Genomic DNA, 17,152 nt, shown 5'->3' on the forward strand with positions numbered 1-17,152 from the left:
GGTTAATTTTTGCTCGAAAATATTTGTTATCCGGTCAAAAAAAAAAGGAAAAGGAGTGAATGGCTTTTTTTTAGGAGTGAATGTCAATTAAAGGCATAATACATACGAAATTGCCTTCTTTTTCTGTAGCCTGAAAATCAGTTTTAGCATAGTGGCTATAAATGCTCTTTAGATAATTTAACCCAAATTTGGTACCTGGCTCTGAATTTTGTTTGGGCTGCAGGTTGTTAGAGATAACAACATGATCAGTCTTAATAACAATCCTGGTGTGCAACGGAATTTCCGAAGTAGCCATATTGTGTTTTATGACATTTTCGATAATAATCTGAAAGGACAGGTAAGGAACACTTTTGGTGAGAGCCGATTCATCCTCAATTTCAATAGAAAAAAACAACTCTTCCCTGAAACGGGTCTGTTGCAGGAAAATATATTTTTCTATAAATAACAGTTCATTTTTAAGCAGAACGATATTTTTTTCTGGCGGATCAATTAGATAACGATAAATACGGGACAGATTCAGGGTGAATTTCTGCGCTGTTTTTACATCGCTGTCAATTAACATATAAAGCGAGTTTAACGAATTGAATAAAAAATGCGGATTGATCTGCTCTATCAATTGCTGTAACTGCATCAGCGCCTTTTCTTTGACAATTTTTTCGTTTTCTACCAGCAGTGTATTTTTTTCCTGAATAACTACTTCTTTTTCCTGATACGCTCTTCGGTTTGCATATGTAAACAGATAGAAAATCAGAAGAAGCATTACAGTCGTAATCGAATAAATTAAGGTGGTATATTTTTTTATTGTAGTAACGTTCTCCACCACAAAATCTTTCACAAAACTGACACAAATGTACCAGTGAGAACCTTTTAAGTTCACTCTTTTAGTAAACCGGATGACATCAAGTTTGAGATATTCCGATAAAGTTACCCTTTTTACATAATCATGGTTCTTGCTGAAAATAGTATCTGAAGCCTGTAGTGAACTTATATCGTACACATTTTTTCCTATAAAATCGGATTCGGGGTGAAAGATGCAGGTACCTTTCTGATCAAATACAAACGCATAATTGGGTGCTGTTCCGTCAATTGTTGCAAAATAATCGTGTAATGCTTTTAAATTGATGTCATAACCATACCGTACAGTAGTATGATCAGGAGCAACTAATTTAAAATAAATTCTCCATATCCATTCCTTTCCCTGGGGAATAATGGTACTGATGTGTTGTGCAGTTGTGTTTTGAAGAGCAAAATCGCGAATGTTTTTTTTTAATGCAACAGAAACGGTATCATTCCCAAAATGAATTTCACGATCATTAATCTTAAACCAATTATTAGTTAGTAAAGAATTTGTCATCTGAATTGAACTCAGTACTTCGAGATTGGCAGAAAGGTTTTTGGAATTACTAATCTTTACAACATTTTTAATCTGATTTTCCTGTTCCAGAAACTTTGAAAATTCCTGCGACATAAATTCCTGCTTTTTGATGAAATTTCGCTGCGCCACCTCTTCATTGGATTTTTCGGTAAGATCCGTAATTAAGCTGCTAAGGAAATACACCGAAACCACAGTAAGCAAAATAGAGATTGTTCCGTAAATCAGGAACGCTCTTCTGGAGGTAATATTGCTAAATCTGAATTTCAAAAAAGGATAGTTAGTTTAGAAATTAAAAATTAATTGGCTACCGAAAATTGTGAATCGTAAAGGTTTTTATAATAGCCGTCGGTTTTGTTCAGCAATTCCTGATGTGTTCCCTGTTCCACAATTAAACCTTTGTCCATCACTACAATTTTGTCTGCGTTTACAATTGTGGCCAGTCGGTGTGCAATAATAATCGAAGTCCTTCCTTTTGTAATGGTTTCAGTCGCACGCTGGATCAGTTCTTCCGAATACGTATCAATAGACGAAGTAGCTTCATCTAAAATCAAAATACTCGGGTTACTCACATAAGAACGTAAAAAAGCAATCAGCTGACGCTGCCCGGATGAAAGCATAACACCACGTTCCTTAACATCAAAATCATAATTGTCGGGCAGACTCATAATGAAATCATGCACTCCGATTTTTTTAGCAGCATTCAAAACCTGTTCCCGGGTAATCTCCGGATGGTGTAACGTAATATTATTGTAGATCGTATCGGCAAACAGAAACACGTCCTGTAAAACAACGGCAATTTGTTTTCGGAGGGAAGCCAGCGTATAGTTCTCGATATTCTGATCGTCAATATAAATAGTTCCGCTGTTAATTTCGTAAAAGCGATTCAGTAAATTGATAATAGTCGATTTTCCCGCACCTGTCGATCCTACAATAGCTATCGTCTGGCCGGAGGCAACCGATAAATCAATTCCTTTTATGACTTCTTCTTCCGGGATGTAACTAAAACGGACTTCCTTAAATTCAATGCTTCCATCAAAAACAGGTGCTTCCAGCGTTCCGGTGTCCTGAATGTGATCCTGAGTGTCGATGATATCAAAGACACGATTGGCCGCAATCATGCCCAGCTGCATCTCATTAAATTTATCCGCAATCTGTCGCAGCGGATTAAAAAGCATTCCGATGAACATCGTATAGGAAAACAAATCTCCAAAAGTAGTAAAATGGTCCCCGTTCAGAATTCGGAATCCGCCATAAACGACTACCAGTCCCAGTGTAATCGATGAAATAATATCGGCAATGGGGAAAAATATCGAGTTGTACAGGATGGTTTTTATCCAGGCCACTTTGTGTTTGTTGTTTATTTCTTTGAAATTTTCGGCTTCAATTCGCTCCCGGTTAAAAAGCTGTACGATCTTCATTCCGGTAACACGCTCCTGAACAAACGAATTCATGTTGGCAATCTGCGTACGAACTTCCTCAAAGGCAACCTGCATTTTACGCTGGAAAATTCGGGTAATGAAAACCAGAATTGGCATGGCAACGACCACAATCCAGGTTAGTTTCCAGTTCATGTAAAACATAAAAAGCAGTACCACCAGCATTTTCATCAGGTCACTGATAATCATAAACAGTCCCTGGCTGAAAATTCGCGCTATCGATTCAATATCCGAAACCGACCGGGTAACCAATTGTCCCACCGGAACCAGATCAAAATATTTCATCCTGAAACTTAAGATATGTTTGAAAAGTTTAGTACGGATGTCTTTTACAATATCCTGTCCAAGCCAGTTTGCCCAGTACACAAAATAAAACTGGGAGAAAACTTCCATCAGAAGGACAACGCCCATCAATATGATGTACATCAGCAATCCATGCTGATCGTGTGTTTTGATATAGCCGTCGACCGTTTGTTTTAATAAATAGGGGCGGAGTGCTGCAAAAACGGACAGGGAAACGGCAAAGATAATAACGCCATAATAGCGCCCTTTGTAAGGTTTGGTATATTTTAGGATTCGTTTGAATAAACGGGTATCAAATGCTTTTGCTTTCATTTACTTTTAAGGAGCTATTCCTGCTTTCCGTTACAAGTTTTTCTTAAAAATATGTTTTTGTAATATTTTTATAAAGCTTCCGCTGGTCGCTCCATAAAAATTACAAAAAACTATATTTTTTTCAAAAAAGCTTTTCACTGCAATCAGGGCTAATTTGTGATATAATCATAAGATATATCGGTTAAATATAATCCGTGTGCCGGAACTGAAAACCCGGCTTTTTCTCTGCTTTTACTGGCAATGATGTTTTCAAAATCCGCCAGTGAAATTTTATGCAAACCAATATTGACCAGCGTACCGACAATAGACCGGACCATATTCCTGAGAAATCGATTCGCCGAAATCGTAAAAACAAGCTTGTTGTTTTCATGCGTCCAGTACGCCTCAAAAATCGTGCAGTCAAATGTATTTACGTCCGTATTCACTTTCGAAAAACACTGGAAATCGGTGTGATTCAGTAAGATTTTCGCAGCTTCATTCATCAAAACTACGTCTAATTTTTGATTAAAATACCAACTCAATTCCTCCAGAAACGGATTTTTAACAGTGTTGATGTGATATTCGTACGTTCGCTTCGTCGCATCAAACCGGCAATGTGCATCATCATGAACTTTGATAAGATCAAAAATCGCAATGTCTTTTGGTAAATAGGAGTTGAGTTTGTGTACTAACATCGCAGTATCAACCGGAGCTTCAAAATCAAAATGGGCATACATTAGCTGCGCATGAACTCCTGTATCTGTTCGCCCGGCTCCCATAACATTTATAGAAGAATTTAACAAAACCGAAAGTGCCTTGTTTAAGGTTTCCTGAACAGAGGAGGCGTTGGGCTGAATTTGCCAGCCGTGATACTGTGTTCCGTTGTATGCGAATTGAATAAAATATCTCAAGGTAAAGGTTCATAGGTTTTGAGCGGCAAAGGTACAAAGATTTTTTTCTTTGAAGGTCCTAAGATTCTGAAGAGCTAAGGTGCTGAGTTTTTTTTGGAGGTACAAAGGTACAAAGGTTCAGAGTTCAGAGGCTCAAAGGTTTTCTTTTCAGACAAACATTTTATTGGTGTTAATAAGTTTAAATTATGATTCCATGGCGTCTGTAAAAACTTTAAAAAAAACAATACTTAGCGCCAACAACCATAGTGGTTCAGTAGCTAAAAGGGAACCTTTGTGCGTTTGTCTCTCTGAACCTTTGTACCTCCACAAAAAATCTTTGTACCTTTGCACCTCTGAACCTTTGTACCTTAAAAAATTGAAAAAAATCCTCCTTCTTTCCGATACGCACAGCCATATAGATGATGTGATTTTAAAATACGTGGCACAGGCCGATGAAGTCTGGCATGCTGGTGATATTGGTGATCTGAATGTTACTGATACTATAAAAAAACTGAAACCTTTGCGCTGTGTTTATGGGAATATAGACGACGCAAAAGCCAGATTGGAATTTCCGTTACACAATCGTTTTTTATGTGAAAATGTAGACGTCTGGATAACTCATATTGGAGGTTATCCGGGAAAATACAATCCAAATATCAGAGAAGAAATCTCGGCAAACCCACCTAAATTATTTATTTGCGGACACTCCCATATCCTGAAAGTCATGTTTGATAAAAAGAATAATTTATTGCATATGAATCCCGGGGCAGCCGGTAAAAGCGGATTCCATCAAATGAGAACCATGTTGCGATTTGTAATTGATGATGATAAAATCAAAGATCTGGAGATTATAGAAATCGGTAAAAAATAACCCTCTATGAAATCGGAACTTTTATTTTTACAGAAGTTCCGGTATTTTCATTTGCTTTGGAAATAATAGTCATGCTTCCTTTTAATTTTTTAATTCGTGCCCTGATCCGGTTGAGGCCAAAACCTTCCGTTTCGTTTTGTTTTCCGGCGTTAAATCCCTTTCCGTTGTCCTGAATAATTAGAATAAACCAGTTTTCGTTTTCGCGTAAAGAAATTTGGGCTTTTGTGGCCCCACTGTGTTTTATGATGTTGTTAAGGAGTTCTGATACGATAAAATAAATCTTCATTTCGAATTTTTCAGGATATCTTTTTTCGCCGGGAACTGAACTTAAAAACTGGAAGTGAATATTGTGATTTGTATTTTTCTCGCATAAATCTTCCAAAGCAAACAATAGCCCGAAACGAACCAGAAGGGCGGGTATAAGTTCGTGCGACATATCGCGCAACCGATCATGGGCTTCCTCTAAAATGGCCTTTGCTTTTGTGATTTCCTCGGACTGAATATTGTGTTGGGTAGAGAATGTATTGAGATGTAAACCAACGGAAGAAAGTAAAGAATTGATATTGTCATGTAAAAAAGCGGCAATTTTTTTACGCTCATTTTCCTGACCGTCAATACCGGAATTAATGATGTTGAGCTGTATTTTTTGTTTGATATCTTTTTGTTTGTTTTTTCGTTTTAATTCACCGTTGCGATAATAAAAATAAGATAACATCATGAGCAGGATGACGAGAATAATAATGAGGCTTACGATTTTTTTATTGTCGGTTTTGATAAGCTGCAGCTGTTCTTTTTTTATGGAATTGATAGTGATTTCAGTCTTTTCCGGAAGCAGGCTGTCCCGGCTGGAAGCAGGACCTGCAGTTGTGATTGAAAATAAAATAAAAATCAGTATATTTCTTAAAAAGGACATGTAAAAAGGGCTAATCATGGATTTATCAAATTGTTTTTTAAAGCATATTTTACAATACCGATCACATTTTTGAGTTTTAACTTTTTCATTATATTTTTCCGGTGTGTTTCTACGGTGTTCAGGCTTATGAAAAGTTGTTCGCTTATTTCTTTGCCGCTGTATTCAAGTGATATCAGGGTAATCACCTCAAGTTCTCTTTCGCTCAGCAGTTGATTGCCGGTAAAAGGCTTTTTATTTAATTTTGGATTGTTGTGCGTGAAGCTGGCAAAGATTTTTTCTCTTATATAATTGTCAAAATATTCTTCATCCCGGTTTACTGCTTTAATGGCTTCAATAATGTTCTCGCCTGCGCTTTTTTTGGTAAGATAGCCTCTGGCACCCAGTTTCATGACTTCTTTTACTATTTTTAAGTCATCATAACTCGAAAGAATAATGACTTTGCAGGGAAATTTCTTTTGACCGAATTCTTTGAGGACACTAATTCCGTCTTTAAGAGGCATGCTGATGTCCAGTAATAAAATATCAGCTTTACTGGCCAGTACACCTTCATAAATAGTCCCTCCGTTGAGAGAGAGGCCTACAACCTCAAAGTCTGTGACCGTACCTAATAAATTAGCAAGCCCGTCAATAAGTACCTGATGGTCGTCTGCTAAATGTATTCTGATTTTCTTCTTCATTGCCCTTTCTGATAGTGCAGGCAAATTTATAAATAATAACTTACAAATAAAACACTTTTAACGCTAAATATAATGTGGTATTAATTTGCAGCCACAAAAAAACCCGAATTATAAAATCCGGGTTTTTTCACACAAATAAATTAAGTTTATAGGTTTACCTCAAACGATCTACAGATTTTACAAGATCTTCGTCCTTCTTGATGGCCTTATTAGCTAAAACTAATAACACGATAGCAACAATCGGAAGAAACATCCCAATACCTTTCTCAGAAACAGTAACTGTCTCTCCAGATAAATTTAGTGATCGATATACAAATAATCCTAATAAAATTAAGTTTAATATTATATTCAGTCTGCCCATTACAAACTGGTTTTGTCTTTTCTTATATGAAATAATACTGATAATCGTCAGCATGGTACTCAGACCCAGTAAAACAGTGTACACCTGATCCTGCATAAAATAAAATGCTTTTCCGTTGCTTAATGTCCAAAGTGGGATAAAAAACACCAATACCCCCGTTACAATGAAGGTAAGAATTAAATATACGGTCTGAATTCGTTGTATCATGGTCTGAATTTGTTTTACAAAAATATATTTTCTTTTTTATAAATACTATTGTATGATAAAATTTTATTCGTATTATTGCATCATAATACCGTAAGCACTTCATACTGCGGTCAATTCAAAACAATTATCTACCTATTCTTTTACAGTATTTCTGTTAAAATAATTAAATTCATAGAACATTCATGTTTGATATTTCTGCATTAAAAGAAATGAAGCTTTCTGAGCTTCAAGAAATAGCTAAGTTAGCTAAAACTATAAAGTTTAATGGCGTTAAAAAAGAGACCTTAATCAGTCAGATATTAGCACACCAGGAAGCGACCGTGGCACCGCCTGTTAGTGCTGTCGCCAATGCGGAAATAGTGGATGACAAGCCCAAAAGAGCAAGGATTGTTCCTGTAAAAAAAGCCGCTATCAGCAAAAATGCCCCGGTTTTGGAATTTGATAAAGTGGATGAAACCCCTGTTAAAACTGAAATTCCCGTGGCTGTGGAAGAGGCCCCGAAAGCAGCAGAAGCTTCAGAGAAAAAGACAGTTGAAAAAAAGGGACCAAAAATCGTAAAATTTAATAAATCAGCTTACGAAAAAAAGGTCGCTCAGCAGAAAGAAAAAGAAACAGTAAAAGAAGTTGTCACCGAGGAAACTCCTGAAACTATTGATACTCCGGCAGCAACAGCTGAAAAAGCAGAAACACCTGCTCCGGTAAAAAAGATAAACCCGAATCAGAATAAAAACCAGAATCCAAATCCAAATCAGGTTCCGGCAGCTCAAAATCCGAATCAGAATCAGAATCCAAATCAAAACGGGAATGGAAACGGGAATAACGGCAATCAGAATCCAAATCAGAAGAATAAAAAGAATAATTTCAGGGATTCAGACTTTGAGTTTGACGGAATTATAGAAAGTGAAGGCGTGCTTGAAATGATGCCTGACGGATACGGATTCTTACGTTCCTCAGATTATAATTATTTAGCCTCTCCGGATGATATTTATTTATCCACTTCACAAATCAGGTTATTTGGTTTAAAAACCGGAGACACCGTAAAAGGAGTGGTACGCCCTCCTAAAGAAGGCGAGAAATTTTTCCCTTTAGTGCGTGTGCTTAAAATTAATGGCCACGATCCGCAAGTAGTTCGCGACAGAGTTTCTTTCGAACACTTAACCCCGGTTTTTCCTTCTGAAAAATTCAAACTGGCCGAAAAAGGCAGTTCCGTTTCAACCCGTATTATCGATTTATTTTCTCCAATTGGAAAAGGACAGCGTGGTATGATAGTTGCACAACCGAAAACCGGTAAAACAATGTTATTAAAAGACATTGCCAATGCAATTGCTGCCAATCACCCTGAGGTTTACCTTATCGTTCTTCTTATCGATGAGCGCCCTGAAGAGGTTACCGATATGCAGCGCAGTGTTCGCGGAGAAGTAATTGCTTCTACTTTTGACAGAGAGCCGCAGGAACACGTGAAAATTGCCAATATCGTTCTTGAAAAAGCAAAACGTCTGGTAGAATGCGGACATGATGTGGTGATTTTATTAGATTCCATTACACGTTTGGCAAGAGCTTATAATACAGTTCAGCCGGCATCCGGAAAAGTTTTAAGTGGTGGTGTTGATGCTAATGCATTACAAAAACCAAAACGTTTCTTTGGAGCGGCAAGAAATGTGGAAAACGGAGGTTCATTAAGTATCATCGCAACTGCATTGACCGAAACAGGTTCTAAAATGGATGAGGTTATCTTTGAGGAATTCAAAGGTACCGGTAACATGGAGCTACAGCTGGATCGTAAAATCGCCAACAAACGTATCTTCCCGGCTATTGATTTGACTTCTTCAAGTACACGTCGCGACGACTTGTTATTAGACGAAAAGACATTACAAAGAATGTGGATCATGCGCAAATACCTGTCGGATATGAATCCGGTAGAATCGATGGATTTTGTAAACGAACGTTTCAAAAAAACCAGAAATAATGAGGAGTTTTTGATTTCTATGAATGATTAAGGAAAGGTGCTGAGGGACTAAGTGGCAAAGGTACAGAGGTTTTTTTTAAAGCTGCTAAGCTGCTGAGGTCCTGAGTTACTAAGGTTTTCTTTTTGGAATCTATACTATAAAAAAAGGGGATGAGTTTTTGAAAACTCATCCTTTTTGTTTTTTGTAAACTTGTGTGTCGGGTAAACTATTTTTTATTTTTTGTTGTTCAAAATTTTATCCGAATTCCGGGATCTTTACAATATTTGTCAGACTGAGCGAAAGGAAAGGTGCTGAGGTACTAAGATGCAAAGGTACAGAGGTTTTTTTTAAAGCTGCTAAGCTGCTGAGGTGCTGAGTTACTAAGGTTTTCTTTTTGGAATCTATACTATAAAAAAGGGATGAGTTTTTAAACTCATCCCTTTTTGTTTTTTGTAAACTTGTGTGTCGGGTAAACTATTTTTTATTTTTAGTGTTCAAAATTTTATCTAAATTCCAGGATCTTCACAATATTTGTCAGACTTAGCGAAAGGAAAGGTGCTGAGGGACTAAGTGGCAAAGGTACAGAGGTTTTTTTTTAAGCTGCTGAGGTCCTGAGGTCCTGAGTTACTAAGGTTTTCTTTTTGGAATCTATACTGTAAAAAAGGGGATGAGTTTTTGAAAACTCATCCCTTTTTGTTTTTTGTAAACTTGTGTGTCGGGTAAACTATTTTTTATTTTTTTGTGTTCAAAATTTCATTCGAATTCCGGGATCTTCACAATATTTGTCAGACTGAGCGAAAGGAAAGGTGCTGAGGTACTAAGTTTCAAAGGTACAGAGGTTTTTTTAAAAGCTGCTGAGCTGCTGAGGTTCTGAGTTACTAAGGTTTTCTTTTTGGGATCTATACTATAAAAAAAGGGATGAGTTTTTAAACTCATCCCTTTTGCTTTCTTTGCTTAGAACCTTAGCAACTTAGTATCTCAGTATCTAAAAAAAACTCTGAACCTTTGCCCCTTTGCCTCTCTGTACCTATTTCTTATCCACTACCGGTCTGTTCTCCCTGTTCGCTAAATCCCAGGCGACAACAAATGCCAATTGTGCTCTTTTGGTTAAAGCATCGTATTCGATTTTTTGAGGTTCATCGCCTTTTCCATGGTAATCTTCGTGAACTCCGTTGAAGAAGAAAACAGCAGGAATACCATGTTTTGCGAAGTTATAGTGGTCAGAACGCTCATAAAAATGATTTGGATCTTTCGGGTCATTAAATTTAAAATCCAGGTCTACTTTAGTGTATTTTTCGTTTTGGCTTACCACAGTATTATGTAATTCCGTAGACAAACGGTCCGCACCAATTACATAAACATAATTATTGGATTTTGCATGTTCTGCATCGCGGCGTCCGATCATGTCAATATTGATATCAGTGATCGTATTGGCAATTGGGAACAACGGGTTTTCAGAATAATAACGGGAACCGTGTAATCCGTGCTCTTCTCCGGTAACGTGAAGGAACAGGATAGAACGTTTTGGTCCGTGTCCGTCTTTTTTGGCTTTTGCGAATGCTTTTGCAATTTCCATAACCGCTACAGTTCCGGAGCCATCATCATCAGCACCATTGTAAACTTCACCGTTTTTAATTCCAACGTGGTCATAATGTGCTGAAATTACCAGTACTTCATCCGGTTTTTCAGAACCTTCAATATACGCCCAGATATTTTCGGAATCCGGTAAATTTTCGTTGCGTTTTGCATTCAGGAATGCCGCCGGAATGGGCTGATAGTAATCTTTTGCCCCTTTAGGAAATGAAATCCCGTTCTTTTTGTATTGCTCAATCATGTAAAGACCGGCTTTTTTCTGTCCTTTTGAACCCGTTTCACGGCCTTCCATTTCATCTGATGCAACAACGTATAGCATTGTTTTTAAATCCTTTTCGGTGATGACTTTCATGTATTTGGTTGGATCTGAATTGTCCTTAGAGGCAGCCAGCTGCGCATTTTTACATGAAAATGCAGAAGTAATTAATAATAAAATTACAAGTTTTTTCATTTTTGGTTTAGTGTAAATTGATGAATGTGTAAAAAATATAAAATATGAGTAAAAATAAAATAAAAAGAGAGTTTATAAAGAATAAAAATACGCTTTTTATAAAAGAAACAATTCTCGTTTCCCCATAGAAACGATGATGTGCAGGATAAAAATAATAGCACATCCATATTGTTCCGACAAATGTTATGATATCGGATATAACGGTTAGAGGACTATTTTCCCCAAATAAACCCATTACCCGGTTGACGATAAACAAGATCAGAAAGATTAAAAGCAGAAACGAAAAATAATGCAGTGTAAAAATCCCGTGGTCAAAATAGTACCATTTCTTTTTATTGTGAAAAATCCACAAAAAGAAAGCAAAAAATGGCATGATGACAAACAATATTTTGGGGATATTATGAAAAAAGGACTCAATAAATTTTTCAATGATTTCCTTTTTAGTATTATGCTCGGTAACGTGAACTACTTTCTCATAAGCCCAGTATTGAAAATCGGAAAGTTTATCGTCTTCTTTTCCATATTTCTGGATGGAATCTATTTCTTTCATGGGTTTAAGGTCAAAAAACTTACTGGAAATTTTCATTTCACCGTCCTTATTCGCCTGACTTATTATTTGAGCGGTATCCAGCTCTTTTTCACTTTTATTTAGTCCTTCACTCACTTTGCTGGGGAATAAAGCTATTAAAAGAAAAGTGATAAAACTGATAAAAATATACAAACGAACGGGTGCCAGATACGACAGCCTTTTTCCGGAAAGATATTCTTTGGTTAGGGTTGAAGGCTTAAAAAGCAGATTTTTGATCGTTTTCCAGAAAGCATTTTCGTAATGCGTTAAGTCTTCAAAAAAATGAATAAATAAATGGTGAAATGTTTTTCGGCTATCTGTATTTTCCTGTCCGCAATTCGGACAAAATTTTTGTTCCACAACATGCCTGCAGTTTAAACAGGTTTTATCTTTTCTAATCGGACTATGTGACATTGGTAATTTTTGGTTAATTTGGTTTTGTTATTGATTTTTTTTGCTCCCTGATTTAATGGATTTAAACGGTTTGCGCCTGATTGCTACCGTGGTAAAAGATTTAATTAATTTTTTACTAACTGTGTCAATCTGTTAAATCTGCGGGCTATTCTTTTTCGCCACGAACTATAGAAGCTAAACGAATTTGAACGAAATTTTCATATAATAATATTTGCCAATTCCATTTAAATCCTTCAAATTCAAGGGCTGTTTCAAATCTTATTTTTTCAAAACTTCATTTAAGAAAAGCTGTAAATGTTCGAATGATCTTTTGGCGGCAACAGCATTGTAAGCCGCTCCTTTTGAATTGTCATTTCCGGCTTCAGGATTGGTAAAAGAATGTACAGAATTGGCATAGTAAATCATTTGCCAGTCGGCTTTTGAGTCACGCATTTCCTGTTGGAAAGCGGTAATTTCTGCTGCAGATTCATAGGGATCATCTGCGCCGTGACAAACCAAAACTTTGGCTGTAATAGGTTCAACGGCTCTTGCAGCATCTTTGCCTAAACCACCATGAAAGGAAGCAACACCTTTTACGTTCAGATGTGCACGTGCAGCTTCAAGAACTCCTGTTCCGCCAAAACAATATCCGATCGCAACAATATTATCAGCATTTGCACCGGATTTGATTAATTCCTGCAAAGCCAAATTGATTCTTTTATGATATTCGGTAACATTAGTTTTATAATAACCTGCCAGTTTTCCTGCTTCAGTAGTATTTTTGGGATAGTTTCCTTCACCATAGATATCAGCGATGAAAACAGTATAACCAAGTTTTGATAAGTTTTCGGCAATTTGCTTAGAAGCATTGTCAATTCCTAACCATGCCGGTAAAAGTAAGATTCCGGGATTCTGACTGCTTTTTTTAGCAGCTTTTATAGATAAACCATTTAATACCTGAGCACCGTCAGTGTATTTCACCGTTTTCAATTGTGCATTTATAGTGTTTGAAAACAATATGGTAGCGAAGAGTAGCAGGGCTGAATTTTTCATAGTTTTACAATTTTTAACAAATATCAGAAATATTATGTTACAAAAAAACCTCAAAAGATATTTCTTATGAGGTTTGTCAAACTATGATTTAGTCGATTAATTATTTAATAATTAGTTGTTTATAAGCTTATGTTCCTTTTAAAAGCACAACCCAGTTCTACCATGGAGTCTGTTTTGGCAATTCCGGGAATATTATCAATTTTTTCATATAATATTTTACGCATATGTTCGTGGTTTTTTGCCGTGATTTTCAGGTACAGCGTAAACGATCCGGTTACAAAGTAGCATTCCGTAATCTCCGGAATTTCTTTTAAAGCTTCAATGATCCTTTCGGAGTCCGAATCCTTATTCAGTGTAATTCCTGTGAAAGAAGCCCAATCGTAACCAATCTGCTTTTCATTCAGAATCGGTTTGATGCCGGTAATGATGCCCTGTTCAAACAAACGGTTGATGCGCTGGTGCACCATCGTATTTGAAATTTTTAAATTAGTAGCAATCGTCGAAAAGGCGATTCTTCCGTCTTTTTCCAGTTCTTTAATAATTTTTATGTCAAATTCATCTAAGATATCCATGTTGCTAACTTTTACTGATTTACCGGATGTAAAGATAGAAATAAGTCTGAATGAAAACTTGGTGTTAAATAGAAAATTGACTTTTATTTCGACTTAAACAATAAATTTGATTTTTATAACTCTTAATTGAGTTAAAAGTTAGTTTTTTTTGCTTGTAAATAAATAATTTTTATATTTTTGTTTCCGTAAAAAGAAAATATCATGGGACATCAGCAGGAAATACTTTCGTCAAAATCAGAAGTTTTGATCGAAAAAGAGAATAAATACGGAGCGCACAATTACCATCCGCTTCCGGTAGTTTTAGAAAGAGGCGAAGGCGTTTATGTATGGGATGTTGATGGAAAAAAATATTATGACTTTTTATCGGCTTACTCTGCCGTAAATCAGGGACACTGCCATCCGGTTATTGTAAAAGCAATGACAGAGCAGGCGCAGAAACTGACTTTAACTTCAAGAGCCTTTTACAATGATAAATTGGGGAATTACGAAGAATTTATTACCAATTATTTTGGTTTCGATAAAGTATTACCCATGAATACAGGTGCTGAGGCGGTTGAGACTGCTCTTAAACTTTGCAGAAAATGGGCGTATGAAGTAAAAGGAATTCATGAAAACCTGGCTCAGATTATTGTTTGCGAGAACAATTTTCACGGAAGAACAACAACCATTATTTCATTTTCGAATGATGAAAGTGCCCGTAAAAACTTCGGTCCTTTTACAGACGGATTTATAAAAATTGAATATGATAATCTGGAAGCTTTGGAAAAAGTTTTGGAATCTTCAAAAAATATTGCCGGATTCCTTGTTGAACCTATTCAGGGTGAAGCCGGAGTTTACGTTCCGTCCGAAGGATATTTAGCGAAAGCAAAAGCGCTTTGTGAAAAACATAATGTACTGTTTATTGCAGACGAAGTTCAGACCGGAATTGCACGTACGGGAAAATTATTGGCCGTTCATCACGAAAATGTACAGCCTGATATTTTAATCTTAGGAAAAGCGATTTCAGGTGGTGTTTATCCGGTTTCTGCAGTTTTGGCGAATAACGAAATTATGAATGTTATCAGACCGGGACAACATGGTTCTACTTTTGGTGGAAATCCTGTTGCAGCGGCGGTTGCAATTGCGGCACTTGAAGTGGTAAGAGACGAAAAATTAGCTGAAAATGCTGAGCGTTTGGGGATCATCTTGCGAAAAGGATTAAACGAAATTGCAGAAAGAAATGACCTGATTACGTTAGTGCGCGGTAAAGGATTGTTAAATGCCATTGTAATTAATTGTGGTGAAGATTCTGATCTGGCCTGGGAAATCTGCCTGAAATTCCGGGACAACGGATTGTTGGCAAAACCAACTCATGGAAATAAAATCAGACTGGCACCGCCTTTGGTGATGACAGAATCTCAAATTCAGGAATGTCTTGAGATTATTGAAAAATCACTAAACGATTTCAGATAAAATTAATTCAGCTTACTTTACTATATAAAAAGGCGATTGCTCAATGCAATCGCCTTTTGTTTATAATTGGTTTTCTAAAAAAAAATCGGTCTTAAACTTTTTACTTTCAGACCTCCTGCAGGAAATTATTTTCTATTTCTTAAGGGCAGCACCGCCGGGCATCTGTTCCGCTTTTAGCTTGAATTTGCTGTATTCTACTACTCCCGTTTTGTCAGCCCATTCGAAATATTCGGCAGCAAGTTTATTTACGATTCCGGGATTTTGCTGCGCTACGTTTTTGGTTTCGCCACGGTCTGTTTCGATATCATACAGTTCCCATTCGTAAGACGGATAAATAGATACCAGTTTCCATTTACCGTCCCTTACGGCGCGATTTCCGGCTCTTTCCCAAAATAATGGTGCGCCTCTGTCTACCTGCGAAACATTATCAAATAAAACAGGCAGTAAACTCTTTCCAACCAAAGGATTTGAGGTCACACCATTATATTCTTTAGGATATTCAATTCCGGCGAGTTGATAGAAAGTAGGAGCAAGGTCAATAATATGTCCTGTTCCTTTGTCTATTCTTCCTGCTTTTATTTTAGAAGGAAACCAGGCGATAAAAGGGGAACTGAATCCACCTTCGTGCATATTGTTTTTATATTGCTGTAAAGGAGTATTCGACAAATACGCCCAGTTTTGTTCCTGATAATCGAAGGATCCGGAAGTTCCGACAGGACCTTCATTCCGTACTAATCCTCTTCCAAGCGGATTATAAGTATTAAAACCACCCTGCGCGCCGTTATCCGAAATGAAAATAATCAGGGTGTTCTGATCTTTTTTCAGCGCTTTTATTTTTTCCAGAACCTTACCCACATTCTGATCCATATTGTCTACCATGGCCGCATAGACTTCCATTTTTGCCTTCCAGAACTGCTTTTCGTCGTAAGTCAGTTTATTCCATTCCGGAACTTCAGGATCTTTTGGCGCTACGGTCTGATCTGCCGGTAAAATGCCGTTCTCTTTTAATTTCTGAATTCTTTTCTCTCTTAAAATATCCCAGCCTTCATCAAATTTCCCTCTGTATTTGGCAATATCAACCGGTTTTGCCTGAAGTGGCCAGTGTGGCGCGGTAAAAGCGAGGTACAAAAAGAAGGGCTTATTTTCCTTGTTCTGCTCGTCCAGAAAATCAACTGCATTATTCCCGATTTCATCTGTAAAATAATACGAATCATCTTTAGGATGCAGTTCTTCATTATTTCGGATCAGTTTTACAGGATAAGGCGTCTTTCCAAAGGGAAGGGGTTTGGTATCGAAATAATTCGAAGCGCCTTTTAAGATGCCGTAAAATTTGTCAAAACCTCTCTGGTTGGGCCATTGTGCCTGATCTTCTGAACCCACGTGCCATTTTCCGGATAAAAGGGTACTGTATCCGCCTGAGCGAAAAACTTCTCCCAGTGTCAGGGACTCTTTGTTTAAATATCCCTGATAAGCCGGTAATCCTAAATTGACATCAAAAAAACCAACGCCGGCTTTATGCTGATACTGACCTGTGAGTAAAGATGCCCTGGTTGGGGCACAAATGGAATTGTTATAGAATTCACGCAGTCGGGTTCCTTCCTTTGCCAGTTTGTCAAGATTCGGTGTTTTTATTTCCGAACCATAATTTCCCAAATCCGAATAGCCCATATCATCGACCATAATCAAAATGATATTGGGTTTTGTAGCTTCAATTTTATTTTGTGCCTGAACCACAAAGGCTGCAGAAAGAAGCAGTGACAGTGTAATTGATATTTTTTTCATTCTCTGTTGTATTTAAAT

General features: G+C 37.1%; 14 protein-coding genes. 3 read left to right on the forward strand and 11 right to left on the reverse strand.

The genetic code is table 11. The annotated features are described in order from the left end of the window. Positions 1-70: 70 nt before the first annotated feature. From LPB89_RS09920 to truA, 3 genes are all read right to left on the reverse strand, one after another. On the reverse strand, positions 71-1,642 hold the full coding sequence (locus LPB89_RS09920; RefSeq protein ID WP_230701587.1) for a histidine kinase: 1,572 nt from the start codon (positions 1,640-1,642) through the stop codon (positions 71-73). Between the two features lie 29 nt (positions 1,643-1,671). Continuing rightward, a complete protein-coding gene (locus LPB89_RS09925; protein WP_230701588.1) occupies positions 1,672-3,426 on the reverse strand; it encodes an ABC transporter ATP-binding protein in 1,755 nt (584 codons plus the stop codon). Between the two features lie 149 nt (positions 3,427-3,575). After that, the gene (truA, locus tag LPB89_RS09930) at positions 3,576-4,316 is read right to left on the reverse strand and encodes a tRNA pseudouridine(38-40) synthase TruA (RefSeq protein ID WP_230701589.1); all 741 of its coding nucleotides are present in this window, start codon (positions 4,314-4,316) and stop codon (positions 3,576-3,578) included. 355 nt (positions 4,317-4,671) lie between these two features. Between truA and LPB89_RS09935 the strand changes: the two genes are divergently transcribed. Further along, on the forward strand, positions 4,672-5,166 hold the full coding sequence (locus LPB89_RS09935) for a metallophosphoesterase (protein ID WP_230701590.1): 495 nt from the start codon (positions 4,672-4,674) through the stop codon (positions 5,164-5,166). Between the two features lie 4 nt (positions 5,167-5,170). On the opposite strand, the gene LPB89_RS09940 is transcribed toward LPB89_RS09935, so the two are convergent. The 3 genes from LPB89_RS09940 to LPB89_RS09950 form a co-directional block, all read right to left on the reverse strand. Beyond that, complete coding sequence (locus LPB89_RS09940; protein ID WP_230701591.1) at positions 5,171-6,097, reverse strand: sensor histidine kinase; 927 nt, start codon at positions 6,095-6,097, stop codon at positions 5,171-5,173. After that, complete coding sequence (locus LPB89_RS09945) at positions 6,094-6,756, reverse strand: response regulator transcription factor (RefSeq protein ID WP_230701592.1); 663 nt, start codon at positions 6,754-6,756, stop codon at positions 6,094-6,096. The genes LPB89_RS09940 and LPB89_RS09945 overlap by 4 nt, the downstream gene beginning before the upstream one ends. 154 nt (positions 6,757-6,910) lie before the next feature. Continuing rightward, positions 6,911-7,324: a DUF4293 domain-containing protein gene (locus tag LPB89_RS09950; protein WP_230701593.1), complete on the reverse strand. Its 414-nt coding sequence runs from the start codon at positions 7,322-7,324 to the stop codon at positions 6,911-6,913. A 182-nt stretch (positions 7,325-7,506) separates the two neighbouring features. Between LPB89_RS09950 and rho the strand changes: the two genes are divergently transcribed. After that, positions 7,507-9,321 carry a transcription termination factor Rho gene (rho, locus tag LPB89_RS09955; protein WP_230701594.1) on the forward strand — a complete coding sequence of 605 codons (1,815 nt, stop codon included), beginning with the start codon at positions 7,507-7,509 and terminating at the stop codon, positions 9,319-9,321. Between the two features lie 976 nt (positions 9,322-10,297). Here rho and LPB89_RS09960 read toward each other — a convergent pair. From LPB89_RS09960 to LPB89_RS09975, 4 genes are all read right to left on the reverse strand, one after another. Continuing rightward, positions 10,298-11,314 (reverse strand): M28 family peptidase, encoded by a 1,017-nt coding sequence (locus LPB89_RS09960; protein ID WP_230701595.1) that lies wholly within the window; start codon positions 11,312-11,314, stop codon positions 10,298-10,300. A gap of 7 nt (positions 11,315-11,321) precedes the next feature. Continuing rightward, on the reverse strand, positions 11,322-12,296 hold the full coding sequence (locus LPB89_RS09965) for a DUF3667 domain-containing protein (RefSeq protein WP_230701596.1): 975 nt from the start codon (positions 12,294-12,296) through the stop codon (positions 11,322-11,324). Between the two features lie 258 nt (positions 12,297-12,554). Beyond that, complete coding sequence (locus LPB89_RS09970; protein WP_230701597.1) at positions 12,555-13,328, reverse strand: dienelactone hydrolase family protein; 774 nt, start codon at positions 13,326-13,328, stop codon at positions 12,555-12,557. A gap of 119 nt (positions 13,329-13,447) precedes the next feature. Then, positions 13,448-13,900: an Lrp/AsnC family transcriptional regulator gene (locus LPB89_RS09975; protein ID WP_230701598.1), complete on the reverse strand. Its 453-nt coding sequence runs from the start codon at positions 13,898-13,900 to the stop codon at positions 13,448-13,450. A gap of 201 nt (positions 13,901-14,101) precedes the next feature. Between LPB89_RS09975 and rocD the strand changes: the two genes are divergently transcribed. Beyond that, positions 14,102-15,352, forward strand: coding sequence for an ornithine--oxo-acid transaminase (gene rocD, locus LPB89_RS09980; protein ID WP_230701599.1), 1,251 nt, complete (start codon positions 14,102-14,104; stop codon positions 15,350-15,352). 132 nt (positions 15,353-15,484) lie between these two features. Here rocD and LPB89_RS09985 read toward each other — a convergent pair whose 3' ends face one another. Continuing rightward, positions 15,485-17,134 (reverse strand): arylsulfatase, encoded by a 1,650-nt coding sequence (locus LPB89_RS09985; RefSeq protein ID WP_230701600.1) that lies wholly within the window; start codon positions 17,132-17,134, stop codon positions 15,485-15,487. Positions 17,135-17,152: the final 18 nt, after the last annotated feature.

Origin of the sequence: Flavobacterium sp. ENC, assembly GCF_020991415.1 — a bacterium.
Lineage (GTDB): Bacteria > Bacteroidota > Bacteroidia > Flavobacteriales > Flavobacteriaceae > Flavobacterium.

Excerpts from the sequence above, each read along its gene's own strand:
- rocD (WP_230701599.1), top strand. The coding sequence starts at position 14,102 with ATGGGACATCAGCAGGAAATACTTTCGTCAAAATCAGAAGTTTTGATC.
- LPB89_RS09950 (WP_230701593.1), bottom strand. The coding sequence starts at position 7,324 with ATGATACAACGAATTCAGACCGTATATTTAATTCTTACCTTCATTGTA.
- LPB89_RS09975 (WP_230701598.1), bottom strand. The coding sequence starts at position 13,900 with ATGGATATCTTAGATGAATTTGACATAAAAATTATTAAAGAACTGGAA.
- LPB89_RS09965 (WP_230701596.1), bottom strand. The coding sequence starts at position 12,296 with ATGTCACATAGTCCGATTAGAAAAGATAAAACCTGTTTAAACTGCAGG.
- LPB89_RS09945 (WP_230701592.1), bottom strand. The coding sequence starts at position 6,756 with ATGAAGAAGAAAATCAGAATACATTTAGCAGACGACCATCAGGTACTT.
- rho (WP_230701594.1), top strand. The coding sequence starts at position 7,507 with ATGTTTGATATTTCTGCATTAAAAGAAATGAAGCTTTCTGAGCTTCAA.
- LPB89_RS09970 (WP_230701597.1), bottom strand. The coding sequence starts at position 13,328 with ATGAAAAATTCAGCCCTGCTACTCTTCGCTACCATATTGTTTTCAAAC.
- LPB89_RS09985 (WP_230701600.1), bottom strand. The coding sequence starts at position 17,134 with ATGAAAAAAATATCAATTACACTGTCACTGCTTCTTTCTGCAGCCTTT.
- LPB89_RS09960 (WP_230701595.1), bottom strand. The coding sequence starts at position 11,314 with ATGAAAAAACTTGTAATTTTATTATTAATTACTTCTGCATTTTCATGT.
- LPB89_RS09925 (WP_230701588.1), bottom strand. The coding sequence starts at position 3,426 with ATGAAAGCAAAAGCATTTGATACCCGTTTATTCAAACGAATCCTAAAA.
- LPB89_RS09940 (WP_230701591.1), bottom strand. The coding sequence starts at position 6,097 with ATGATTAGCCCTTTTTACATGTCCTTTTTAAGAAATATACTGATTTTT.